The organism is Ectothiorhodospira variabilis (assembly GCF_022227625.1).
Taxonomy (GTDB): domain Bacteria; phylum Pseudomonadota; class Gammaproteobacteria; order Ectothiorhodospirales; family Ectothiorhodospiraceae; genus Ectothiorhodospira; species Ectothiorhodospira haloalkaliphila.
Genome location: NZ_JAJNAO010000005.1, coordinates 1 through 22425, shown reverse-complemented (window position 1 = coordinate 22425; position 22425 = coordinate 1). Strand labels below are relative to the sequence as shown.

The following is a 22425-nucleotide window of genomic DNA, read 5'->3' as shown; positions in this document are numbered from 1 at the left end:
GGAGCATAAACCTTGGAAACGCAGAAAGAAGTCCTGGCAGTGATGGATGAGGCGCTCGGTCTTGGCGGCCGGGCCCTCACGTTCAACGCGGATACCCACCTGCTGGGCAGTGTGCCTGAGTTCGACTCGATGGCGGTGGTTACCCTCATCAACGCCCTGGAAGAGAGATTCGATTTTTTCATTACCGACGACGAAATTGAAGGGGAAACCTTCGCAACGGTCGGTTCTCTGGTGCAGTTTGTCCAGGGCAAGCTGGAATCGTCTTGAGGCGCCGGGCATTTTTTTTGGGTGAGGTGGGCCGTGAGCGCTTCTGCCTGGCTACCGGGCCCCAGGGGCCGCCCTTGGGCGGGGTGCTTTTTGTGCACCCCTTTGGCGAGGAGTTGAACAAGTCGCGCCGGATGGTGAGCCTGGCGGCGCGGGCCTTTGCCGACCGGGGTTGGCTGGTATTGCAGTTGGACAGGCAGGGGTGCGGAGACAGTGCCGGGGACTCCGGGGAGGCCTCGTGGGGCCGTTGGCGTGACGATGTGTCGATGGGGTTTGATTGGCTTTGCCGTCATTGTGAGGGCGTGCCCGTGGTCTGGTCCCTGAGGGCGGGTGCCTTGCTGGTGAGTGATTGGCTTGAGGGCATCGGGAAACCGGTGCCTTTGTTGTTTTGGCAGCCGGTGGATTGCGGTGCACGGCATTTGCGGAGCTTTTGGCGGCTGAAGGCGGCGGCGGACATGCTGGAGGGGCAGGCGGCCTCCCACTCGGTGACGCGCCTGCGGGATGCATTGGCGGCGGGCCGCTCCGTGGAGGTGGCCGGTTATCGCGTGGCGCCGGAGCTCGCCGCTGGAATGGAGGCCGCTCGACTGTCTTTGTCGACCGGTTATGCCGCGCAAGTGGGTGTTGCCGAGGTGAATCCGGGGGGGCGTGAAGGGCTTTCCACCCACATGGCGGAACGGGTGGCTACATGGCGTCAGGCGGGTACGACGGTGGTCTCTGCTTCATTGCGCGGCCCACGTTTCTGGGACGCCCAGGAGATCGAAGTGGCGCCGGAACTCATCGGTTGGTCGTTGGATTTTCTGGCGGGGTTGCGCTCATGAATTGCTCCGAAAGGCCTGTCCTGTTCGAGTGTTCGGGAGAGGAGTTGGTGGGGGTGATCGCGGTGCCCGATCACCTGGTCACTGATGTGGCCTTGCTCGTGGTGGTGGGTGGTCCGCAGTACCGGGTGGGCAGTCACCGGCAATTCCTGTTGCTGTCGCGTGATCTGGCTCGTTCGGGCGTGGCTTGCATGCGCTTTGATTTCCGGGGTTGTGGCGACTCGACCGGTGAAGCCAGGGATTTTCGGTGTGTGGAGGAGGATATTCACGCGGCGCTGACTTGCCTGCTGAGTCAGGTGCCAGGCGTCAGGCGGGTGGTGCTCTGGGGCTTGTGTGATGGTGCCAGCGCGGTATGTCTTTATGGCGCCAGGAGTGACGAACGTGTGGCAGGGGTGGTGTTGCTCAACCCCTGGCTGGAGTCCGATGAAGCTGAACACGCACAGGTGGTGCTGCGGCACTATTATCTGCGAAGGGTGATGGATGGTGATTTCTGGCGTCGCCTGATACGGGGAGGGATGGGGTGGCGATCCCTGAGAACGGCGCTGAGAGTGGTGCATCATGCCCTGGGGCAACGCCGGTCGTCGCGCTCCGTAGCCGATATGCGTTTGGATGAAGCGATGCTGGCGGGGCTTTGCAGTCTTTCGGTGCCCGTTCTACTGGTGTTGAGTGGCAGGGATCTGACGGCGCGCCGGTTTGAACATCATGCGATGAGCAATGCCCGTTGGCGTGCGCAGTTGGAGCGGTTTCGGGTGGAGCATTTGCGGGAAGCGGACCATACCTTTTCCCGGCGCGAATGGCGGGATCAGGTGGCCGCCTGGACATTGGACTGGCTATTGTTGTTGGCTAATGATGCCGACGGGATGCAACAGTCTGCCGGACCCATTGGGCGGCACTGAGCAGCCCATATAGCCAAGCCTGTGTCCGCAGGGGCTGGTAACGGAGGGCCTTGAAAAAGCAGCGAGTGGCGATGTGCGGCCTGCCCGACCAGTAGGCATCGTAGCCAAAATCGAAGCATAAGGCGCCCAGACGTGTCCGGATGGCTCTGGTGGGCGTGCGTTCGCCGCCTGGCCCTTCCGGCCCCCAGCGTTGCAGCGCGCTGTGAATGACCTCGAATTCGTAATCCCTGTCGGGCCATTTGATGGCGCACCCTTGGCCGTGCCGGCGATAGAGCACGTAGGGCTGGTCGATCTGGTCGATGGGGGTGAGCCTGGAGGCTCGCAGCCAGTAGTCGTAGTCCTGACCTCTTTTGAGGTCGGCGGAGAACAGGCCAACGCGGTCAACCAAGGAGCGCCGCATGACTACGGTGCTGGTGAGCAGCAGCGAGGTGAACAGCAGGCGGTTGTAAAGCCAGCCGGAGTGTTCGGGGACGATGTCTGCACCGCTCGCTGCGCCGCTGGCTGGAGCAATCGCCGTCGTGGGTGCTGGGTGGGTGGGTGGTTCGGGGGGTGACCAGACCAACCAACGTGTGTACACCATGTCTACTTGCGGCATGGATTGCAGGTGCTGAACTTGATGGGAGAGCTTGCCCGGCAGCCAGATATCGTCGGCATCGATGAAGGCGATGTACTCCCCCTGGGATCGGGTGATACCCAGATTGCGTGCGGCGCCGGCCCCCTGGTTGGTTTGCGTGAGCAGAATGACGGCGGGTTGATGATCACTGACGATCTGCCGGGTGGCATCGGTGGAACCATCATCGATGATGATCAGTTCCTTGTTGGGGTAGTCCTGCTCCAGAACGCTGGCAATGGCCTCTTGGATGGTGTTTGCCGCATTGTGGGCTGGCATGATTACCGACACCTTGGGCACCGTCGGGCCCAGCGTGTCGGGTTGTTCAGGCATGGGGGGCGGTATTCTGGCCGGAGATGCCTGCGCTAAGCCACGGCTTGAGAATGGCCGCAATGCGTTCGGCGGCATTGCCATCCCAGTATTCGGGGATGCGCTCGGGCCGGCTTGTTGGCTTGAGGGCCGCTTTGAGGGCTGCGATGATCCGTTGCGGATCGTTCCCCACCAGGGTATTCGTGCCTTCAGTGACGGTGATGGGGCGCTCGGTATTGTGGCGCAGGGTGATGCAGGGTATGCCCAGGGCGGTGGTTTCTTCCTGAATGCCGCCGGAGTCTGTCAGGGCGATTCGGGCACTCTTCATCAACCCTAACAACTCCAGGTAGCCCAGGGGCGGCGTGCAGATAATGCGATGTGGATCAAGGCGTTCCAGCAGGCCAAAGGCTTCCAGGCGACTGCGGGTGCGGGGGTGCACCGGAAACACCAGGGGCAGATCGGCGGCGATCTGGTTGATGCAATCCACCAGGGGTGCAAGCACCGCGGGGTCGTCCACGTTGGAGGGGCGGTGCAGCGTCAGTAGGCCATAGGGCGTGTCGGAGCCGATAAGGGTTGTCTCCATGCCCAGTTCCGCAAGGGTTTGTGCGGTGGGCTTGGCCTGGCGCAGGTTGTAGTGCAGCGTGTCGATCATTACGTTGCCCACGAAATGGACGCGTGCGGGATCGATGCCCTCTTGCTTGAGGTTGTCCAGGGCTGTGCGTTCGGTAGTGAACAGCAGGTCGGATATCTGGTCGGTGAGCACCCGGTTGATTTCTTCTGGCATGGTGCGATCCCTGCTGCGCAGGCCGGCTTCCACGTGGATGACGGGAACACCCTTCTTGGAGGCAACCAGGGCGCAGGCGATGGTGGAATTGACATCGCCCACCACCAGGATGGCGGCTGGTGCCTGCTCATCCAGAATGGGCTCGACCTTGCGCATGATCTCGGCCGTTTGCTGTGCATGGCTCCCGGAGCCCACGCCCAGATTGATATCTGGCTGGGGAATGCCCAGATCCCGAAAAAAGGCATCGTTCATGTCGGCATCGTAGTGCTGGCCGGTGTGCAGCAGCGTGGCGGGTATTCCCTGGCTGCTGAACGCTCGCATGATCGGTGCGATTTTCATGAAGTTGGGGCGCGCGCCGACAACGCAGAGGATGGGGGCTTGGGGTGACATGCGGCTGGCCTTCCCTATGTTAGATCCGTTGCCGGGCGATGGTAGCATGCCTCCCGACCCGTCGCGTTACTTGCCATCGCGCCGGACGGGAGGGGTTGGGGTTGAGAGGGGCGTGATCGATGGAGTGGGGAAACGGCATGAGGGTGAATGGATGAGGCTACCGGGATCAGGGCAGTCCGCTTACGGGGTGATTTGGGGGCCGTTGGCGGCAGGGGCATTACTGCTTTGCGCGGCCATTTATCAGGCCGTGAACCATCCGATCAGTCCTTTGGGGGCGCTATTGGGTGTGGCGGCGGTGAGTGCGGTGCTGATGCGCTGGCCTCAGGCATGGCTGTTGTTGGTGCCTGCAAGCCTGCCGGTTCTGGATTTGACGCCCTGGACTGGGCGGCTGTTTCTGGATGAGTGGGATCTTCTTGTCCTGGCTACCCTGGTGGCTCTTTGGCTGCGCTGGGGGTTGGGCTTTGTCGGGTCGGCCCCCTCGTGGCCGAGGCTTGGTCGAGCAGGGCGGCTTTGTTTGATTCTCTTCCTTGGCTCTTACCTGGTGGCGGTAGGCATCGCTCTTTGGCCTCCGGCCTGGCCCAGGCCTCTCGAGTTTACCGATTTGCATACTCCCTACAACGCCCTGAGGCTGGCCAAGGGGGTATTCTGGGCGTTGTTGTTGTGGCCGTTTTTCGCCGTGGGGTCGCGTGATCGGGCCGCAGCTTTTGACCGCTTTGCGCTGGGGATGGTGCTTGGCCTCGCTGCGGCAATTTTGGCGGTGTTGTGGGAGCGGTTGATATTCCCGGGGTTGCACGACTATTCGACGGAGTACCGTGCGGTGGGGCTGTTTTCGGATGTGCACACTGGCGGGGCCTTCCTGGAGGGGTATCTGGTGGCTGCAGCGCCCTTTCTGCTGATCATGCTCTTCTGGCGCGCGAGATGGTTCTGGTGGCCCTTGGCCGGGGTGTTGTTTCTGCTGACTGCCTATGCAGTGGCCGTGACCTTTGCTCGGGCTGGGTACGCCGGGCTATTGGTGGTGGTGATGGTGGTGTTGGCCAGTGCGTTGTGGCGCTTGGGTGCGCAGCCCCGTGCGCTGGCCGGTGGTGCCCTGGCTGCGGTGATCGTGGGGGCGGGCGGGATCTACATGCTTACCCATGTGGCTCAGGATCGGTTCATGAGCGAGCGCACGGAGCGTGGGCAGGTGGAGAGTGACTGGCAGACCCGTATGGAGCACTGGGGGTATGCGGTGGATCCGGTGATGCAGGGGCTGCGGTCGGCAGTGTTCGGTTTGGGTGTGGGGCAGTTTCCCCGGGTGTATTTTTGGGACTCGATGACGGATGAACGCTCCACACCGGCCGTTCATTCCTTGACGGAGGGGGGTGGCAGTGCCCGCTTGAATCTATTTCCCGGAGGTGATCAGCGGTTCATGCAAGCGGTGAGCTTGTATCCGTCCACGGAATATGAAGTGCGGGTGGTGGGGGAGTCCCTGGGCGAGCACTGGAGGCTGCAGGTGGCTGTTTGCGAGTTGTGGGTGTTGTATCCATGGCGTTGTGTAACCCGAAATCTTCGCGCTGAGGCCGATGATGGGCGTCAGTTGCTCGAGGCCACGCTGGTGACGCGCGAGCCTTTGACGCGTTTCAGCTTTTCCGAGCGCCCCACAAAGCTCATTGTTCGCAACACCAGCAGCAGCCACGGGATGATTCTGGACGCGGTGAGCCTTCAGGATCCTTCCGGCCGCGAGTTGCTGGCCAATGGGGACTTTTCATCAGGCCTGGATCGGTGGTTCTTCACCTCGGACGATCACCTGGCCTGGCATATCAAGAATATGGGACTGCAGGTGCTCTTTGAGCAGGGTGTGATCGGGCTGCTGTTGTGGGCTGCTCTGGTTGCCTTGGCGCTTTGGGGGGCATTGCGTCAGGGCATCGATCCACGACCCCAGGGGTGGGCTGGGGTGATGGTGTTGGCTGCCTTGCTGAGTTTTCTGACTGTGGGCATGTTTGACAGTCTGCTGGATGCCCCGAGGATGGGCACCCTGTTTTTCCTGCTGATCTTTCTGGCGCTGCTCGCACCTGAACCACCGCAGTCGTCACCGCCACCACGCCCGCAGCGCTCGCCTCGGCCACGTCGTCGTCGGCGGGACCGCACCGCGGACGGATTTGTACGCGGTGGGGGCGAGTAGTGAATCATGTGCCTGGTGGATTAGGGCGGGTTGTGGGCTCCCAGTGTTGGCCGGGTGCGGGGTTGATGGTTGTGATCCTTGTCCAGGTGAGGGAGATCGAAGGATGAATGCGTGTGATGCTCCAGGCTGAGCGCGCCTTGGCGCGGTCGGGTGTCGATTTGAGGACGCTCGTGCGCCTGAGGCGCGATGAGGTATGTGCTGGCCTGGTCATGGCTTTTGCCGAGATTGTCCCGGTGTTGCACATGCCTGTGGAGGTCCAGAGGTGGATTGGCAAAGATGGCATTACCAGCGACCATCTGTTGCGCGCGCCTGTCTGGATTATCGAATTTGATTCCGAAGCCACGGGCGATCACGGTGTTCTGCAGTACCTGGATGTCCCGGGGCAGGTGATTGTGGGGCCTGAGGATGACGCCATCACCGGCGTGGTTGACGAAGACGTTGTTGTACAGCGCTACGTTGCCTTCCCCCTGGAATAATCTTTCATAGGGGTTTTGGTGAAACAGGTTGCCGTAGATGAGGTAGCGGTCGTTCTGCCCGGGGCCTTCGGGGGGGAAGTGGCCAACCAGCAGGTTGGGCCTTGCCTGGTTGCCGCTATTGCTGTTTTGCGCCTTGCTGAAGGTGTTGTAGCGGATGATGGTCTGGCTGGGCTCGATGGGCATGCCGGGCACGCGATCCCGTACCTTTTGGTGTTTGATCTGGGTGTTATAGCCCAGCGTGTTGATGATGGTGTTATGTTCGATGAGTCCCCCGATGAAGGGGGCGTGCCCATCCGATCCTCCCAGGTACATGCCTGTGCCAACGTCTTCAATGTGATTGTGGCGGATCACCCAGTTCCATGCGGTGGCCCGGGTGGTGATGCCGGTATGGGCCTGGCTGCCGTCGTAATTGCGGATGTCCAGGTGCTCCAGGGTGATGTGGTGTGCAAAGTGGCTGTCGCCTTCCAGGACGATGGCGCCGGCATTTTGCTGGCCTCCGTCCAGCTTGATGTGGCGTAGCACAACATGGGCGGTATTGGCGAGGCTGATGGTGTTTTCGCCGCTGCGGCCCACAAAAATGGCAGCCGGCCCCTCTTCGGGGCCTGAGATCACGATGGGATTGTCCGGGGTGCCCCTTAGCCGGTGCAGGCGGAGTTGGCGCGGGTATTCCCCTGGGGCGAGTTGTAGCCGGTCACCGGGCTGGAGCTGGCGTACCTTGTCGCGATAGTTGTCCGGGTTGGCTTCAACGATTCGAAGCGGCGGGGGGAGGGAGACCCCTTCGTCGGGCTCGGACACCCGGGATGGCGGACGCTGGGGCATGGGGGGCGGTTGTTGCAGCAGGCCGCTGACCATGGAGCCGTGGCGGCTTTGCAACTCGGCAAGAAGATCGCAGTTGCCGGACGCGTATTCGATGGCGCCGATGTCGGCGCGTGCATACCTGGGTTGGTTGCAAAAATCGTGACCCACTCGCGCGGGCTGTGAGCCCTGGGCAACGATCCGTCGGCCATCCTTGAGGAAGAAATTGCCGTTGGCCGGCTCCAGAAACCAGCGCTCGAAAAGCAGGTCACCTTTGCCCAGGGTGGTTCCGGCCAGGGCATCCAGGGTGCCGGCCCCCAAACCCTTGATCCATTGTTTGAGGGCGGCGGCACTCCCTCCCCCAGCGGATGAGGTGGGCTGGGTGTCCAGATTGAGGCGATGCTTGATCACGGGCAGGAAATTGGCCTGATCGAACCGTCCCGTTTGCAGGTTGTGGTTTTGTTCAGCTCGCCCCTGGTCACGCTCCCAGACGGTGCCGGACAGAATGTTGTCGGAGACGTCTGCCCATGTGCCCGGGTAGCGGGCCTGGATGCCAAAGGCGTTGTACAGGGTGTTGTGGGCGATGAGCGGGCGGCTGGCATGCCTCAGGTAGATGCCCGGCTCGTCGGGGCAATTAAGAATGATGTTGTTGGTGACGCGGGCCGTGTGCGTGCCGCGGTTGATGGCATCACGGGGCGAACCGTTGTCTTCCATGACCAGCCCCAGCCGGTGTCCGCCTGTATGGTTCCACTCGCAGATGATCAGGTTTCGATTGAAGTCGAGGCCTTCGGTGTCGCCTTTGACGGTGATCCCGGTACTGACTTTTCCGGGGTTGTCCGGGGACGGTGCAATATCTGCGATGAAGTTGTCCTGGATGGTCCAGTGTTGGCCGGATGCCAGGTGGATGGCCGCCAGGTGGGCGCGAGTGGAGCGGGGCGTGTCGTTGACGAATACATTGCGTTCGACCCTGGCGTGCCGGGGATACTCTCGCGGACTGCCGTCACCGGTGGCTTTGAGGGCAGCGTCAAAGTTTTGAAACCGGTTGCCCTCTATGGTCACGTGATCTGCGTTGCCGATGATCTCCAATGCGTGACGGCTGCTGTGATTGCCCTGAAAGTCGATGTCCTTGATGCGCCAATGGCTGCCGCTGATCTTGATTGGTGGCTCGCGTCTGGCCCAGATGCTGGCAGCGCCCGGGGTGACTGCGCGTAGGGTGATGGGCGAGCCGGGTTCTCCGTCTTGAGCGAGAGTGATGTTGCCTATGAAATAGTCCCCTGGCATGAGTTCGATGACATCGCCTGGTTGGGCGTTTTTCAGGGCCTGGCGAAGCGATTCGTCATCATGCGCAGTATGAGTGGTAGCCAGCGCGGGCGTTGAGAGGGTCAGCAGGAGGAGGGTCAGCAGTGTGCTGAGCGGATGGCGCGGTCGCTGGTGGCTTGAGTGCATGGTGTGATCGTTCCCTCTGGTCCCGAACTTCTGGATTCTGGAGGGTCTGGTATTGGTGAGTAAAGGTCTGGGGTGTGGCGAGATGCAAACCAAGATGGCGCTGGCTGCCTGGGTGTCCTTGTTGGCGGTGCTTTACGCCACGTTGATGCCATTCGAGTTTGGCAATCAGAGTGTGGCTCAGGCGTGGGCGCATTTCACCAGCCTGGAATTCCCCCGGATGAGCGCATCGGGGCGGCAGCAGTGGGTGGCCAATGTCCTCATGTTCGTGCCGCTGGGGCTGTTCTGGACGGCTTGGTTGTCGGGCTATGTGCGTGGTGTGGGGGGGCGTGTAGTGGTGGGGATGTTCGTTGCCCTGCTGGCCTTGGCCACGACGGCGTCGGTGGAGTTTCTGCAGTTCTGGCTGCCATTGCGGGAGCCCTCCTTGCTGGATATGAGTGGCAACTTCGTTGGCGGTGTGGTGGGCGTGCTGGCCTGGTATGGATTGTCGGGACCAGGGCGCCGCTGGCTGGTGATAGTGCGCCAGGGTGGGCTTGCCGCCCTCTGGTGGGCATTGGTGATGTATATGGCGGTGTACATGCTGACTGCCTGGCTGCCTTGGGATTTTATGGTGTCCCTGCAGGAGGTGTCCGCCAAGCTGGAATCCGATCGGTGGGGGCTGTGGCAGGCGCCGGTCTCGGAAGGGGCTGGTGGGGAGTGGTGGGTGCTGCGCAGCATGATTGTGGTGATGACGGCGCCAGTGGGGGTTGTGTTCGGGTGGTGGCTGTCCAGAGCTGTACCTGCGTTGGGCGGGGTGGGGACGTTTGCTGTGGTGATGTTCTTGGCGTTGGCTTTTGGACTGTTGGTGGAGCTTGGGCAATTCCTCACGGTGTCGGGCGTGGCCGAGGGTGGTTCGTTGTTGTCTCGAGCGCTGGGCGTGGCTTTTGGGGCAGTGCTCTTTGTTAAGCGCAGCCATTTCAGCCCCGATCGGGTGCGCCATTGGGCGAGGCCGATGGTGTTGCTACTGTTGGTGCCGTTTCTGGTGCTTATGGGGGTGCTCAATCTAGGGGGAGAGGGTTTCGCTCTGGAGACCGGGTCGGTGTCGGCCAAATTGGACTCTGTGCGGTTTTTGCCATTCTGGTATCACTATACAGTGCCTGAGGCGGTGGCGATTGGCAGTGTGATCGTTCATGTGCTGATGTACCTGCCTGTTGGCATCGGGATATGGTTATGGCGCTGGGGTCCACTGGGAGCCACGCCCCGTAGAGGCGTGTTGGCCGCGGTGATGCTGGCGCTGCTCCTGGCCCTTTTGATGGAGTTGGGGAAGTTGTTCATGACGGGGTTGAGGCCGGACCCTACGAGCCTTTGGATCGCGGTTGGCGCTGCCTGGCTGGGCTGGCAGGTTTGCGCGCTGGTGTGGCGGGGCTTGCGGGGGGCGCGGGATTGGAGAAGCGCTGGTGACGAGCATCCATCCAGGTTGAGTGACCAAGAAGGGCGTCACCGGCAAGCTCCTGTTGAGGGTATTCCTGAATATCCGGGTATTGAGCCGGCAGATTCCGGGTTTGTGCGGGGAGAGTCGGAGGCGGGGCGCGCTCCCCAGCGTGTTGGTTGAAGAGGTATGGCCCAAAGGCTTTGTAGGGGCCGGTGCCGGCTGGCGCCCGACGAAAGGCTTTGCATCTGATTCGGTCTGGCCTGAAAATCATGAGGGATCGGCGGCTTCGGCCCTGAATTCCTTGGCGAGCTGTCGGATTTTCTTGCAGTAAGGGTGCCGCGGACGTGATCTTGCTCACATCAGGATGAGGAAAGTATAGTGGCATAAGGGATTTGCGTGGCCCGGTACAAATAATGCATGGCAGAGGGATGCCCATGTGCCCGGTGTCGAGCGATGGGGTGCGGCAATTAGAGGTGGCAAACGCATGAGCGACAAAGATTTAGAGGGTGTGTCCAAGCTGGCCAATCATGGCGGCCTGGACGAAAGCGCAGGTCGGAGTGGCATGGACGATGTTCGCCGATCCAGACGCCGGTTTGCTCAGGCGGGCTTGGCAACTCCTTTGGTGGTGACGCTGGCCAGCAAGCCTGCTTGGGGTAATACCGGTCAGTGTTCGCTTTCTGGTGATATTATGTCGGCGAATGTCTCTGAAATTGCTCATGATTGTACAGAGGGGCAGGGTATTAGTGCCGGGAAATGGAGGAATAACTTTGATCTTTGGATCTACACCTCTCCGAGTTTTTACCCTGGGGATTGTTCGGAGGACTCGTCGAGTAATGGCTTCAGCGGCAACAGCGGTAACTGCCCACATCCGGAATTCGATGCCTCGGCCTCTCTATTCTCTGAGGCGTTCCCTGGGTATGCCCCTGAAGACGGTAATTTGAGTGCAACGATGATAGAGGTGTTGCATCGACGTGCGGGGTCTACTCTAGACTATCATGCCGTTGCGGCTGCATTAAACGCATCTTATACGGGCATCAACTACGGGGCCTCGTTGGAGGACGTTCGGGAAGCATATGGCATGGCTCGGGCAGATTCCACTATAAGTATTACCGTGGAAAAAGTATTTGAAAATATGAACAATCGCAAGTGAAGCACTTGTCTGGGAGGTCGCCGCTATGCGATCTGTCAGTTTAGTTGAAGCCCTGAAAATAAACGCCTGTAGGGTTTCGTTGCGGCGGCACACTTTCAAAAGGCGCGTTCTGCGCTCCTGAATTATGAGTCTCCAGCATCACATCTGGCTCTTCTAAGCGGGGGGCACGGTGCTAGGTGCAGCGGCTGGATCGAGACTTTGAGAGTATTAGCAATCCTTAGGGCTACTTATTGTCGTGGGTAACGAGTATTTTTCCCTTCTTTGGTTTTTCCGGAATTGGGCAGCCTGCTTGTGTTTGTGGCTGCGAGCGTCATCTCGAGGCGAGGAGTTATGGTCTTTCGTGTAACCTTAGGTGTTTGTGTGCGTCGGTGGGAGAATGAGCTCGTGGCTTACGTGCCGCGCACTGGCCAGACACACCTTATGAAGGGGAAGGTGGCTGAGATGTTTGCCTCCCTCATTGAAGTGCAAGCTTCTCGGGCGAGCTGCATGCCGCAAAGTGACGTGTCGGTGGTAGGCGATAATGCCAAAATCCTGTCGACGGATGCTGCTCAAGAGTTGGTCGAATGTGGATTACTCGAATGGACCGATGTTCCTGACTCTCAAGGGCGCACTTGATTCCGTTGACCCGTGCAGCATCACCCCAGGCCATTGATCTGGGGCCGTTCAAGTTGCTCCTCACTTCGGATCTACCGTCTGTTCACCGGGCTGTCGATTTTTTTTACCATCGGCAGCGTGTGAACGATACCGACGGTTTTTTCGATTTCCACGTGCGCTTGACGCGATCGGGTGGTGTACGCTCCATTTTCCGCCCCCAGGCACGCTTCTTTCTCGATGGCTCGTCACCCTTCAAGCCACTGCCGTTGGTCCAGGCCTATCCTCTGCTGGAATGGGGTTTGAACTGGTGCATTGCGCAGCATGCCCATCACTTCCTCATGGTGCACGCAGCGGTGGTTGAGCGAGGCGGTTCTGCTCTGGTGATGCCTGGTGCCCCAGGGGCTGGCAAGAGCACCTTGACTGCTGCCATGGCGCTTTCGGGTTGGCGTTTGCTGTCGGACGAGTTTGCTCTTGTGTCTCTCCAGGATGGGCTCTTGACCCCATTGCCTCGGCCGGTGAGCCTGAAAAATGCTGCGATTGATCTGATTCAAGAGCGTTACCCCCACGCGGTGTTGGGGCCGAAGACCCATGACACCACCAAGGGTACGGTGGCTCATCTCAAGCAACCCGATAACTGTATCGATGGCGCAGCGATTCGCCCTGCTCCCCGATGGCTGGTTTTCCCTCGCTATGATCCCGGCGCGGCAGATGTCCTGACGCCGCTGAGCAAGGGCCGTGCATTGCTCAAGTTGGGGGAGGCCTCGTTCAATTACAGTGTGTTGGGTGAGTCCGGTTTCCGAGCGGCTGCCGATCTTGTGGAGCAGTGTGATTGCTTCGAGCTTGTCTATGGGCACCTGGACACTTCGCTGCAACAGCTTGATGGTTTGAGGGTTGAGTGATGACCCCGGATCGTGATCGGTTTCTGGGTGCTTTGGTCGATCCAACCCGTGTGACGGCTTGGTCGTTGGCGGAATGGGATCGCATGGTTCGCGTGGCGCGCAAATCGGGGTTGGCGGCGCGCCTGTATCATTTGTTGCTTGAGCGGGGAGTGCTTGAGCAAATCCCACCGCGCCCTGTCTTGCACCTGAGTTCGGTAGCCACGGTTGCCGACCGCCAGCATGTCATGCTGGCTTGGGAAGTTGAGCAGGTGAGGCAGGCCCTGGCTCCACAAGGAACCCGGGTGATTTTGCTGAAGGGGGGCGCCTACGTGATGGCAGGGTTGCCGGTTGCGCGAGGGCGATTGTTTTCCGATATCGATATTCTTGTGCCTCATGACGTGCTGAAGGAGACTGAGCAGGCCCTTTTTGCCTTCGGCTGGCTTTGTCAGGGGTATGACGCATACGACCGGCGTTACTACCGGCAATGGATGCATGAGTTGCCGCCGCTTACCCATATATCCAGGAAGAGCGTTCTGGATGTGCACCACACGATTCTGCCTCCCACGGCGAGGTTGAGGCCGGATCCGCGACGCTTGATGGAGGCTGCTGTACCTGTGGAGCACCACAAGGGGGTGTTTGTCCTATGTCCGGAGGATATGGTTTTGCATAGCGCCACGCATCTTTTCCATGACGGGGAGTTGGAGCATGGCTTGAGGGATCTTGCGGATCTGGATGACCTCCTTCGGCACTTTGCGCAGCGGGATGGGTTCTGGGATCGCCTTGTGGCCCGGGGGTACGAAATGGACCTGGCCCGGCCGCTTTTCTACGCCTTGCGGTATTGCCGGGCGCTGCTCGAGACCCCCGTCCCGCCTGAGGTCATGGCCTCCCTGGAGCGTGCTGGGCCGCCATCATATTTGCGCGCAGTGCTTGATCGGCTCTTTGAACGGGGTCTATCTCCCCACCACCCCCTTTGTGATGACCGCTTTTCATCTCTAGCCCGTTGGTTGTTGTACGTGCGCTCCCACTACCTTCGGATGCCGATGCACCTGCTTTTGCCTCACTTGGTCAGAAAGGCGTTCAAAAAGAATAGAAGCACTGCTGGGTAGAGGTGGTGGCTCGTCAAGCGCTTCCCGAGGGCGTCGTTCTGGACGGCCTGCCGCTTGTGGCTTGAATGCCTGCAGAAACGCAATCTTCCCGTTATATCCAGACCATCGCCGGTAGGGGGCTGTGGCGTGGGCAGGCCCCGGTCCATGTTCAACGTTTGGTGACTGACGGAGGGGGGGGAGGTCGCGTTGTCGGCTAACTTGACACCTCTGCTCGATAATCGTGAAATCAATCACATTTCTGGCCTGTGGTGGTGCTTGAGAGCTCATGGGGCGAGCTTTTCGATAGCATTATTCGCGAAAAATCTGTGATTAATCTCTCAAATTGAGTTTTTGCTGGCGGCTTTGTTTACGTTTGTCGCAGTCCGAGGCTGCGGGGTCGATTTAAGTATATGATATTAAAAGACTAATGTGATGTGGCGTGAATCGTGCTGCTGCGTGCTCATTGCCGCGTCCCTGTGGGACGAGTGAGTCAACGAGCAGAGAGGCCTTCCATGCGTAACATTCTGATTAAATGTGTTTTGTTGCTTTGGCTGGGTGCCGGAGCTGGGGCGCTTCAGGCCTCTCCCATTGAAAGCAATTTGCTGCTGCAGTACCAGGGGTGGCAAACGGGTTGGAAGGTCGGGCAGATTGCGGGGGACGATGTGCTCAATGGCGGAGCAGATGTGTATGCGGGCATGTATCGCATGAGTCCCTTCGAAACACTGGATTCCGGCTCATTGCTGAATCAGTTCTTGGATGACGAGCAGAATTTCAATGCGTTTTGCGTCGAGACGAGTCAGGCGCTGTACACGGGTACGAACCCTGCCGGGAAGGGGATTACATACTCGCTGTGGACCTTGGAGGAGTACCTTGGGAGTCCTGACGATGATGTGGCGGCGGCCGGGGGCTCGCCGGACGTGCTTTCACTAATCGCTGCGCTTTTTTCCTTGACGGATGTGGCTTTGGGGGAAGATGCAATTCATCTGGGAGCGATAGCTGAGGATGACGCAGCTTTTCAGTTGGCGCTTTGGACCATTATCAACGACGAAGACTTCAAGGTGGTTTCCGGCTTCGGGGGCGCTCCTGCCAAGGCTGATGACTGGCTTTCCAAGATCGATAATACCGAAGGCCACGCCCCGTCTCGCTTCGACTTCTACGTCTTGAGGTCGGATGGTTCGCAAAACTTGCTGGTCTGGAAGGCTGCGACGGAAGTGCCTCTGCCTGCCACCCTGTGGCTGATGCTGGCGGGCATCCTGGGAGTCGGGCTGGCCAGGAGGTCATAGGCGGCACTAGGGATGCCTGAGGGGGCATTGGCGATCCTGGATCGGCTCGATGCCGGGGATCAGCGGAAGAGTTAGACGGGGGCCTGTGTTGCTGGTGTGTCCGGGGTGGCGGCGGGCTGAACCTCTCAGGCCGGTGATATCATCGGGCGGCAAGCGCTCACCCTGATCCTTGCCCCCGGAGCCGCCCATGCCCCAGAAACGCAATCTCCCCATTGGTATCCAGGCGTTCGACAAGCTCCGCCGGGGTGGCCACTACTATGTGGACAAGACACCGAACAGGTGGCCATGTTGCGTTTGTTCAGAAGAACAGTCCCGGGTCAATATCAAAGCGCCGCGACAGCGCCTTGATGTGGTTCTTGTTGAGGCTGCGTTCGCCGGACAGCACCCGGGACACCATGGACTTCGAGCCGATCTCGGGAAGGTCGGCGATGCCGAGTTGGTGTTGCGCCATCAGCAAGCGTAGCATCGCGAGATCGGCGGGTTGTTCCAGGGCCCGTTGTTCGAATGCCACCAGTTCTGCATCCTGGTCCTCGTAGGTCTGGATGGCGTGGGTGAGCAGGTCGATGACGGCATTGAGTGGATCGCTGGGGGAATCCTCGGCTTCCTTCAGTAAACTCTCGACCAGCGCCAGTGCCTCTTCATAATGGGCGTCGTCCCGGATGGGGAGATAGGGTGCCGCAGCTTTGGCGAAGCTGTGGCAGGCGTCTTTGAACGCTGCAGCGGTCATGACAGCTCTCCTTTCGCGTAGCGCTTGCAAATTTTGTCGTACTCGGCATGGGTGACAATGTGTTTCACGTACATGCGGTTCTGAACGAACTGGATAAAGGCGATCATCCGCAGGTGATTGCCGCCGACGTCAAGTACCCAGCATTTGTCCTTATGCTTGAAGTTGTCCAGTGAAGGGAACACCCGTCGCATCGCCTCCGGCGTGCCGAATTTGCTCTTGCGGAGCGTACGGTAGAGATCTTCCAGGGCCTGTCGTTGGTTGGGGTGGGCCTTGGCCGCCTCGTTGAACGGGCGCTTGGAAATGACATGCATGGACGCTCCTGTCAGGGTCGACTCCGTTGACTCATTGGCAACCATAGGGCGGGGCTGTCAGTGAGTCAACCTTTACCTTTTGGGTGTGTCTGGGGTGGTGGTGGGTTGAACACTTCAGGCCAGTGATATCATCGGATGGCAAGCGCTCACCCTGATCCTTGCCCCGGAGCCGCCCATGCCCCAGAAACGCAATCTCCCCATTGGTATCCAGGCGTTCGAGAAGATCCGCCGGGGTGACCACTACTATGTGGACAAGACGCCGCATCTGCTTCGGTTGGTGAGTGAAGGCGGGTATTTTTTCCTCTCCCGTCCCCGCCGTTTTGGCAAGAGCCTGTTGCTGGATACCCTCAAGTGCCTGTTCGAGGGTCGTCAGGATCTGTTCGAGGGGTTGTTCATCCTGGAGCAATGGGACTGGCAGGTGCGTCATCCGGTGATTCGCCTGAGCTTTGCCGACGGGGTGCTGACCACGCGGGAGGCGCTGGATGTCCACATCGATGAGTTGTTGCGGGCAGAGGCCTCGCGGCTTGAGGTGGCTCTGACGAATACCAGCATTCCGGGCCGTTTCCGGGAATTGATCCAGCAGGCCCATGCCGTTCATGGCCAGCGGGCGGTGGTGCTGATCGATGAGTATGACAAGCCGATCCTGGATAACATCACCGAGCCGGAGCGGGCGCGGGCGGTTCGGGAAGGGCTGAAGAATCTGTATTCGGTGCTCAAGGACGCCGATCCCCATCTGCGGTTCTGCCTGCTCACAGGGGTGTCCAAGTTCAGCACGGTGAGCCTGTTCTCGGGGCTGAATAATCTCAACGACATTACCCTGGACGAGCCATACGCGGACATCTGTGGTTATACGGATGAGGACGTGGATACGGTGTTTGCGGCGGAGTTGCCGGGGCTGGATCGGGCGGAGATCCGGGACTGGTACAACGGCTACCGCTGGGGTGGGACGGATACGGCCTCGGTGTATAACCCCTTTGATCTGTTGCTGTTGTTCCAGAAACGCCGGTTCGCGCCGTACTGGTTTGAGTCGGCTACGCCGACGTTCCTGGTGGATCTGCTGAGTGAGCGCGGGGTGTTCACGCCCCGGCTGGATGCGATGCAGACGGAGGCGGAGTTGCTGGGGCGGTTCGACGTGGATGGGATTGCCACCGAGGCGCTGTTGTTCCAGACGGGTTATCTCACGGTCCATGCGGTGGAGGAGCCCATGACGGGGTATTGGCTCTACACCCTGGGTTATCCCAACCGGGAGGTGGAGTCGAGCCTGAACCAGGCGTTGCTGCCGGCCCTGGGTGTGCCGGAATCGCCACGGCAGAGGTTGAGTCTGTTCAGGATTTTGCAGGCCCATGACCTGGATGCCCTGGAGGTTCACTTCAAGGCGCTGTTCGCCTCCTTGCCCCATGACTGGTACCGGAACAATCCCATTGCCCGGTATGAGGGGCATTATGCCAGTGTGTTCTACAGCCACTTTGCGGCCTTGGGGCTGCGGATCTCGGTGGAGGATTCTTCCCACATGGGCAAGGTGGACATGGCCGTGGCGTTCGGTGGCCATGTGTATGTGTTCGAGTTCAAGGTGGTGGAGCAGGTGCCCCAGGGGCGGGCGCTGCAGCAGATCAAGGATAAGGGCTATGCGGACAAGTACCGGGGGCGGGGGCAGCCGATCCATCTGATTGGCGTGGAGTTTTCCCGGGAGCAGCGGCAGGTGGTGGCGTTTGAGGTGGAGACGGTGCCAGCAACCTGATTGGGCGAGTCACGGAAACACTACCAGCCGGGTTGGGAGGGATCTGGCGCCTTTGGGGTGGTCAACGCGACTTCCACGGCCTCCGCCCTCTCCGCTGCCACGGCACGAAAGTCCGAGGATATGCGGTCATCTGCCGCAGCTCGCCGCCAGAAATCCAGTGCCATGGCGCCGCCCTGGCGCCACGGCTCGATGCTTCCGTGGGCCGGTGGGGGCTTGAAGACCGGTGTCGGTGGTACCTCGCCAGGGCGGGGTGCGTGGAGCATGGGCAGCATGTCATAGACTGGGGCCAATGCCAGTCGTCCGTCGGGGTGGGGTTGGAGGTTCAGGTTGCCCAGATGCTGGTCGCTGTTCTCGATCCAGTTGGCAAAATTCTGAAGCAGGGTGACCGTCGTCGGGGTGTTGTCGGTGACCCGTCCTTGCCGGGCGAGGGCCTGGATGCCCAGGCTCCAGCCCCGGCCGATACCGCAGAACTCCGCATCCACGGCGAGCAGTGAGAGGGCCGGTAGACGTCCGCCCTGCGCGGTTCGGTCGAAGCGCACCGACTCCAGAAAGAAACGCCTCTCTCGTTCCAGAAGCCGACTTTCGGCGACGGCCAGTCCGTGTTCCGCGAGCGTGGTCAGGGCCAGGTATTCACAGACCAGGAGGTCGCGCAGGCGCTGGGCCACCGCGCTGCCGTCGTCGGGCGGCGAGAACTTCACCAGCACCGGGTGCCCCGCTACCTGAGCGGCGAACTTTGGCTGCTCGCCCCCCACCGAGGAGCCGGGGGCGCCCCCGGAGAGGACACGTTGGGCCAGCACAGGGAAGTCATCGATGGTGGCGCGCTCTGGTTGACATGCTCGCCAACGGTCGAGGGCCGCGTCCCCGAGCAGGAGGTCGCCGGGGGTGTCGACCGCGTGATCCAGTAGCCAGGCGCCGATCTGATCGGTGGACCAGTGCTCCGGGTTGTCTGGAAATGCGGGGAGGGCGCGGGCATTGAGGCGACCGAGAAAGCCCTGGGGCCGCAGGTCCTGGAGGAAGAATGGCAGATCATCGAACAGGCCTGTGCCGGCCTCACCCAGGAGCAGGCCGGGCAGCGGGCCGTGTTGGATGGGGCGCACCAGCATGGCGCCCTGGTCGAGTCCGACCAGTTCGGCAAGGGGATGGACATGGCCATCGGGGTCCACGCGATGGATAGGGAGGGTGGTGTCGGCGCGGTTGAACAGCGGCCCGCGAAGGGCATGGCGGGTGGCGGGCCCACGCCCAAAGGAGACGACCTTTCCCCGGGCTTCGGCATCTCGCAGTCGCCGGTACACGGTGGGTGCGCTGGCGCCCAGGGCGGTGGCCAGCTCGGCCCGCGAGGCGGTTCCGAGGGCGCGCAGCCGGGAGAGGAGTTCGTCGCTGGTCAGGCGCATGGGGGGGGGCGAGTGAAACGATGATGAAACGGTATTTTCTGCCTGTAAGGCTTTTAGATCAAGTGGTTGTATGTTTGCTTGGCGGGGTTGGTGAAACGATTTTTTGGCTTGAATCTGTTGCTGGACACTCGCCCTGGGTCCTTATTGCTGCCCATCCGCCGCGCGCCTTGCGTCCAAACCAAGAAACAACGCAGCGCTCAGCAAGGCATCATCCTCCGTAATCAAACAAGCCTGGTAATATTCTGCGCAAGCCAAGTGAAGGGCATCCAGGGTTCTCAGGCTTGTCTTTCGCGTGCCGATCCAGTGGATGGCGCGCTGATAGTGCACGACATCAATTGGACAGCGCGCAAAGCGTCCCTGCCGAACATCATCACTGAACGCGCTTTCAATCCGATTTGCCTCGGGTTCATTCAATTCACCTGTCCGCACCCATCTTGCGACGGCACTGGCAACTTCCACCTCGGTCAAGTGGCTGATCAGCACCGGCCTTGTTTGCCGGAGCAACAGGACTTGAACCTGTTCACTGGCCTGCTCCTGCCGATAATAGGGAAGCAAGGAACTGGTGTCGAAATACAACATCAGTAACGGGAATCGTTACGAAGGTGCCGAACCACGGCCGTGGCGCTTTCCGAGGCCTGGGGCAAGGCCTGTCTCAACGTGGAACGGTCCGGGAAACGAACCTCCTCAGTTTGCGGTGCCGTCAAGCGAGCCGCTGGCTTTCCATGGCGAAGAATTACAATCTCCTCACCTTGTGCAACGGCATCCAAAAGTTGAGAAAGCCTCTCCCGAGTTTCCCGAACATTCATCGTTTGCATTGTGATCACCTTGGTCTCGTGTCCTTTAAAGGCGCCCGTTCAGTTGGTGGTGCCCCATCAACCGACATGGCCATGTGTTCACGACAGTAAACCAAATTGGTCGGCGTGTACACGCAGGAAGCACACATTCTGCCCGCAGGTCCTGGGGGGCCATCCCGTTGCAGAGCCAGCAGATCCTCGTCGGCGTCGATGCAGTCGATCAGCCGGGTGGGCACATTCCAGGATGTCCGGCCATGGTAGACCAGCAGGGGGAGTTCGTCGGTGGTCAGGCGCATGGGGGGGCCGGTGACACGATGATGAGTCGATATGCTCTGCTGGTAAGGGCTTTGGATCAGGTGGTTTTCGGTTGGTGGAATCGGTTTGAACGCTCACCGGTTTGCTAAGCCGGATGCTGGCATATATGCTGTCACTATGATTCGGCTCGTCATCGATACCAATGTGTTTGTTGCGGGGTTGCGTTCGGGTGGCGGGGCATCGCGTGACGTTTTACGTCGTGCACTTGCCGGAAATTATCAGCCGCTATTCGGCAATGCACTATGGCAGGAATACGACGATCTGTTGGGGCGGGATGTCTGGGGAGCAGGAACGACTTCTGAAGAACGCCGGCAGGTGTTGGCGGCACTGGCACAACGCGGTCTGTGGGTTAGCATCTACTATGGATGGCGCCCCAATCTTCCCGATGAAGCGGATAATCACCTGGTGGAGCTGGCGCTGGCTGGCGGGGCTGCAGGGATCGTGACCCACAATGTGCGTGATCTTGGCCGGGGAGAATTGGTCTTTGATCAACTTCGGGTGGTAACACCTGCACAATGTCTGGAGGAATGGCAATGACGACTTTAACGATCCGGTTACCAGACGACACGGCCGAACGTTTGAAGTTGCTGGCACGCAGCCGTGGTTTGAGTACCAACAAGTTGGTGGAGGAGCTCAGTGCTCGTGCGCTGGCGGCATGGGATACCGAGAATCACTTCCGCGCCATGGCGGCGACAGGGAATGTCCAGGAGGCATTGGCGATCCTGGATCGGCTCGATGCCGAGGATCAGCGGAAGAGTTAGACGGAGGCTTGTGTTGCAGGTGTGTCTGGGGTGGCAACCTTCAGCGGTCTACGCACTGAACGTCTCAGGCCAGTGCTATCATCGGGCGGCAAGCGCTCACCCTGATCCTTGCCCCCGGAGCCGTCCATGCCCCAGAAACGCAATCTCCCCATTGGTATCCAGACCTTCGCCGACATGGTCAGCGGGGCCTATTACTATGTGGACAAGACGCCCCACATTCACCGGCTGGTGACGGAGGGGCGTTACTATTTTCTCTCCCGTCCCCGCCGTTTTGGCAAGAGCCTGTTGCTGGATACCCTTCGCTGCCTGTTCGAGGGGCGCGAAGAGCTGTTCCGCGGGCTGTATGTCGAATCCCGCTGGGACTGGAGTGTGCGTTATCCGGTGGTGATCCTGGATTTCGGAGGCGGGGTGGCGGCCACGCGCGAGGCGCTGGATGCGCGTATTCGGGATCAGTTGCATTGGAATCGTGAGCGGCTGGGGGTGAGCCTGGATCGCCAGACGGATATCCCGGGGGAGTTTGAGGCGTTGATCCGCGGAGCGCATGCCCGTTCTGGTGAGCGGGTGGTGGTGCTGATCGATGAATATGACAAGCCGATTCTGGATAATATCACCGAGCCGGAGCGGGCTCGGGTGGTTCGGGAGGGGCTGAAAAACCTCTACTCGGTGCTGAAGACCGTGGACGCCCATCTGCAGTTCTGTCTGCTCACGGGGGTGTCGAAGTTCAGCAAGGTGAGCCTGTTCTCGGGGCTGAATAATCTGCGAGACATCACGTTGTCACCGGCATATTCCGATATCTGCGGTTATACGGAGGCGGATGTGGATAGCGTGTTCTCGCCGGAGTTGTCTGGTCTGGACCGGCAGGAAATCCGTGCTTGGTACAACGGCTATCGCTGGGGCGGGGTGGATACGCCGTCAGTCTATAATCCGTTCGATCTGTTGCTGCTGTTCCAGGAGCGACGTTTTGCGCCGTACTGGTTTGAGTCGGCTACGCCGACGTTCCTGGTGGATCTGCTGAGTGAGCGCGGGGTGTTCACGCCTCGGCTGGAC

At 60.3% G+C, this 22425-nt stretch carries 23 protein-coding genes; 14 read left to right on the top strand and 9 right to left on the bottom strand.

The features are described 5' to 3' along the window. Window positions 1–42 precede the first annotated feature (42 nt). From LPW30_RS07310 to LPW30_RS07300, 3 genes are read left to right on the top strand one after another with little or no spacing between them, the layout of a single operon-like run. On the top strand, window positions 43–267 hold the full coding sequence (locus tag LPW30_RS07310) for an acyl carrier protein (RefSeq protein WP_420797715.1): 225 nt from the start codon (window positions 43–45) through the stop codon (window positions 265–267). Beyond that, window positions 264–1082: a hydrolase 2, exosortase A system-associated gene (locus LPW30_RS07305; RefSeq protein ID WP_338018813.1), complete on the top strand. Its 819-nt coding sequence runs from the start codon at window positions 264–266 to the stop codon at window positions 1080–1082. Before LPW30_RS07310 ends, LPW30_RS07305 begins: the two co-directional genes overlap by 4 nt. Further along, complete coding sequence (locus tag LPW30_RS07300; protein WP_239680455.1) at window positions 1079–1975, top strand: hydrolase 1, exosortase A system-associated; 897 nt, start codon at window positions 1079–1081, stop codon at window positions 1973–1975. The genes LPW30_RS07305 and LPW30_RS07300 overlap by 4 nt, the downstream gene beginning before the upstream one ends. Here the strand turns inward: LPW30_RS07300 and LPW30_RS07295 are convergent. After that, the gene (locus LPW30_RS07295) at window positions 1923–2918 is read right to left on the bottom strand and encodes a glycosyltransferase family 2 protein (protein ID WP_239680454.1); all 996 of its coding nucleotides are present in this window, start codon (window positions 2916–2918) and stop codon (window positions 1923–1925) included. The two genes, LPW30_RS07300 and LPW30_RS07295, sit on opposite strands and share 53 nt — an antisense overlap. Then, on the bottom strand, window positions 2911–4068 hold the full coding sequence (wecB, locus tag LPW30_RS07290; RefSeq protein WP_239680453.1) for a non-hydrolyzing UDP-N-acetylglucosamine 2-epimerase: 1158 nt from the start codon (window positions 4066–4068) through the stop codon (window positions 2911–2913). The genes LPW30_RS07295 and wecB overlap by 8 nt, the downstream gene beginning before the upstream one ends. A gap of 601 nt (window positions 4069–4669) precedes the next feature. On the opposite strand from wecB, the gene LPW30_RS07285 reads away from it, so the two are divergent. Continuing rightward, complete coding sequence (locus LPW30_RS07285) at window positions 4670–6226, top strand: hypothetical protein (RefSeq protein ID WP_239680452.1); 1557 nt, start codon at window positions 4670–4672, stop codon at window positions 6224–6226. Window positions 6227–6246: 20 nt separating this feature from the next. Here the strand turns inward: LPW30_RS07285 and LPW30_RS07280 are convergent, their stop codons facing one another. Continuing rightward, window positions 6247–8943 carry a chondroitinase-B domain-containing protein gene (locus tag LPW30_RS07280; protein ID WP_239680451.1) on the bottom strand — a complete coding sequence of 899 codons (2697 nt, stop codon included), beginning with the start codon at window positions 8941–8943 and terminating at the stop codon, window positions 6247–6249. A gap of 94 nt (window positions 8944–9037) precedes the next feature. Here LPW30_RS07280 and LPW30_RS07275 point away from each other — a divergent pair, with 94 nt between their 5' ends. The 6 genes from LPW30_RS07275 (at window position 9038) to LPW30_RS07250 (ending at window position 15341) form a co-directional block, all read left to right on the top strand. Further along, the gene (locus LPW30_RS07275) at window positions 9038–10531 is read left to right on the top strand and encodes a VanZ family protein (RefSeq protein WP_239680450.1); all 1494 of its coding nucleotides are present in this window, start codon (window positions 9038–9040) and stop codon (window positions 10529–10531) included. A 304-nt stretch (window positions 10532–10835) separates the two neighbouring features. Continuing rightward, entirely contained in the window at window positions 10836–11501 is a 666-nt protein-coding gene (locus LPW30_RS07270; RefSeq protein ID WP_239680449.1) for a hypothetical protein, read from the top strand. Between the two features lie 441 nt (window positions 11502–11942). Beyond that, on the top strand, window positions 11943–12116 hold the full coding sequence (locus LPW30_RS07265) for a hypothetical protein (protein WP_239680448.1): 174 nt from the start codon (window positions 11943–11945) through the stop codon (window positions 12114–12116). Continuing rightward, on the top strand, window positions 12113–12994 hold the full coding sequence (locus tag LPW30_RS07260) for an HprK-related kinase A (protein ID WP_239680447.1): 882 nt from the start codon (window positions 12113–12115) through the stop codon (window positions 12992–12994). Before LPW30_RS07265 ends, LPW30_RS07260 begins: the two co-directional genes overlap by 4 nt. After that, window positions 12994–14079 carry a nucleotidyltransferase domain-containing protein gene (locus LPW30_RS07255; RefSeq protein ID WP_239680446.1) on the top strand — a complete coding sequence of 362 codons (1086 nt, stop codon included), beginning with the start codon at window positions 12994–12996 and terminating at the stop codon, window positions 14077–14079. Before LPW30_RS07260 ends, LPW30_RS07255 begins: the two co-directional genes overlap by 1 nt. A gap of 491 nt (window positions 14080–14570) precedes the next feature. After that, a complete protein-coding gene (locus tag LPW30_RS07250) occupies window positions 14571–15341 on the top strand; it encodes a VPLPA-CTERM sorting domain-containing protein (RefSeq protein WP_239680445.1) in 771 nt (256 codons plus the stop codon). 298 nt (window positions 15342–15639) lie between these two features. Here the strand turns inward: LPW30_RS07250 and LPW30_RS07245 are convergent, their stop codons facing one another. Continuing rightward, window positions 15640–16068, bottom strand: a complete 429-nt coding sequence (locus LPW30_RS07245) for a helix-turn-helix domain-containing protein (RefSeq protein ID WP_239680444.1) — start codon at window positions 16066–16068, stop codon at window positions 15640–15642. After that, window positions 16065–16379: a type II toxin-antitoxin system HigB family toxin gene (locus tag LPW30_RS07240; protein WP_239680443.1), complete on the bottom strand. Its 315-nt coding sequence runs from the start codon at window positions 16377–16379 to the stop codon at window positions 16065–16067. Before LPW30_RS07240 ends, LPW30_RS07245 begins: the two co-directional genes overlap by 4 nt. A gap of 175 nt (window positions 16380–16554) precedes the next feature. Between LPW30_RS07240 and LPW30_RS07235 the strand changes: the two genes are divergently transcribed. Beyond that, the gene (locus LPW30_RS07235; protein ID WP_239680442.1) at window positions 16555–18117 is read left to right on the top strand and encodes an ATP-binding protein; all 1563 of its coding nucleotides are present in this window, start codon (window positions 16555–16557) and stop codon (window positions 18115–18117) included. A 20-nt stretch (window positions 18118–18137) separates the two neighbouring features. On the opposite strand, the gene LPW30_RS07230 is transcribed toward LPW30_RS07235, so the two are convergent. From LPW30_RS07230 to LPW30_RS16190, 4 genes are all read right to left on the bottom strand, one after another. Beyond that, window positions 18138–19508: a HipA domain-containing protein gene (locus LPW30_RS07230; protein WP_239680441.1), complete on the bottom strand. Its 1371-nt coding sequence runs from the start codon at window positions 19506–19508 to the stop codon at window positions 18138–18140. A gap of 141 nt (window positions 19509–19649) precedes the next feature. Beyond that, window positions 19650–20087: a type II toxin-antitoxin system VapC family toxin gene (locus LPW30_RS07225; RefSeq protein WP_238624308.1), complete on the bottom strand. Its 438-nt coding sequence runs from the start codon at window positions 20085–20087 to the stop codon at window positions 19650–19652. After that, complete coding sequence (locus LPW30_RS07220; protein WP_238624409.1) at window positions 20087–20314, bottom strand: type II toxin-antitoxin system Phd/YefM family antitoxin; 228 nt, start codon at window positions 20312–20314, stop codon at window positions 20087–20089. The genes LPW30_RS07225 and LPW30_RS07220 overlap by 1 nt, the downstream gene beginning before the upstream one ends. 14 nt (window positions 20315–20328) lie before the next feature. Continuing rightward, entirely contained in the window at window positions 20329–20598 is a 270-nt protein-coding gene (locus tag LPW30_RS16190; protein WP_420796524.1) for an Rpn family recombination-promoting nuclease/putative transposase, read from the bottom strand. 136 nt (window positions 20599–20734) lie between these two features. Here LPW30_RS16190 and LPW30_RS07215 point away from each other — a divergent pair, with 136 nt between their 5' ends. The 3 genes from LPW30_RS07215 to LPW30_RS07205 form a co-directional block, all read left to right on the top strand. Next, window positions 20735–21154, top strand: a complete 420-nt coding sequence (locus tag LPW30_RS07215) for a PIN domain-containing protein (RefSeq protein ID WP_239680440.1) — start codon at window positions 20735–20737, stop codon at window positions 21152–21154. Continuing rightward, entirely contained in the window at window positions 21151–21378 is a 228-nt protein-coding gene (locus LPW30_RS07210; protein WP_025282583.1) for a ribbon-helix-helix protein, CopG family, read from the top strand. Before LPW30_RS07215 ends, LPW30_RS07210 begins: the two co-directional genes overlap by 4 nt. A gap of 126 nt (window positions 21379–21504) precedes the next feature. Further along, window positions 21505–22425: ATP-binding protein (locus tag LPW30_RS07205; RefSeq protein WP_239680439.1), on the top strand; the 921-nt coding region annotated here is incomplete at its 3' end.

Coding starts and splice junctions, on each gene's coding strand:
- LPW30_RS07225 (WP_238624308.1), bottom strand. CDS start 20,087: ATGTTGTATTTCGACACCAGTTCCTTGCTTCCCTATTATCGGCAGGAG.
- LPW30_RS07270 (WP_239680449.1), top strand. CDS start 10,836: ATGAGCGACAAAGATTTAGAGGGTGTGTCCAAGCTGGCCAATCATGGC.
- wecB (WP_239680453.1), bottom strand. CDS start 4,068: ATGTCACCCCAAGCCCCCATCCTCTGCGTTGTCGGCGCGCGCCCCAAC.
- LPW30_RS07265 (WP_239680448.1), top strand. CDS start 11,943: ATGTTTGCCTCCCTCATTGAAGTGCAAGCTTCTCGGGCGAGCTGCATG.
- LPW30_RS07210 (WP_025282583.1), top strand. CDS start 21,151: ATGACGACTTTAACGATCCGGTTACCAGACGACACGGCCGAACGTTTG.
- LPW30_RS07250 (WP_239680445.1), top strand. CDS start 14,571: ATGCGTAACATTCTGATTAAATGTGTTTTGTTGCTTTGGCTGGGTGCC.
- LPW30_RS07255 (WP_239680446.1), top strand. CDS start 12,994: ATGACCCCGGATCGTGATCGGTTTCTGGGTGCTTTGGTCGATCCAACC.
- LPW30_RS07310 (WP_420797715.1), top strand. CDS start 43: ATGGATGAGGCGCTCGGTCTTGGCGGCCGGGCCCTCACGTTCAACGCG.
- LPW30_RS07245 (WP_239680444.1), bottom strand. CDS start 16,068: ATGACCGCTGCAGCGTTCAAAGACGCCTGCCACAGCTTCGCCAAAGCT.
- LPW30_RS07275 (WP_239680450.1), top strand. CDS start 9,038: ATGGCGCTGGCTGCCTGGGTGTCCTTGTTGGCGGTGCTTTACGCCACG.
- LPW30_RS07215 (WP_239680440.1), top strand. CDS start 20,735: ATGATTCGGCTCGTCATCGATACCAATGTGTTTGTTGCGGGGTTGCGT.
- LPW30_RS07240 (WP_239680443.1), bottom strand. CDS start 16,379: ATGCATGTCATTTCCAAGCGCCCGTTCAACGAGGCGGCCAAGGCCCAC.
- LPW30_RS07235 (WP_239680442.1), top strand. CDS start 16,555: ATGCCCCAGAAACGCAATCTCCCCATTGGTATCCAGGCGTTCGAGAAG.
- LPW30_RS07280 (WP_239680451.1), bottom strand. CDS start 8,943: ATGCACTCAAGCCACCAGCGACCGCGCCATCCGCTCAGCACACTGCTG.
- LPW30_RS07300 (WP_239680455.1), top strand. CDS start 1,079: ATGAATTGCTCCGAAAGGCCTGTCCTGTTCGAGTGTTCGGGAGAGGAG.
- LPW30_RS07295 (WP_239680454.1), bottom strand. CDS start 2,918: ATGCCTGAACAACCCGACACGCTGGGCCCGACGGTGCCCAAGGTGTCG.
- LPW30_RS16190 (WP_420796524.1), bottom strand. CDS start 20,598: ATGCGCCTGACCACCGACGAACTCCCCCTGCTGGTCTACCATGGCCGG.
- LPW30_RS07230 (WP_239680441.1), bottom strand. CDS start 19,508: ATGCGCCTGACCAGCGACGAACTCCTCTCCCGGCTGCGCGCCCTCGGA.
- LPW30_RS07220 (WP_238624409.1), bottom strand. CDS start 20,314: ATGAATGTTCGGGAAACTCGGGAGAGGCTTTCTCAACTTTTGGATGCC.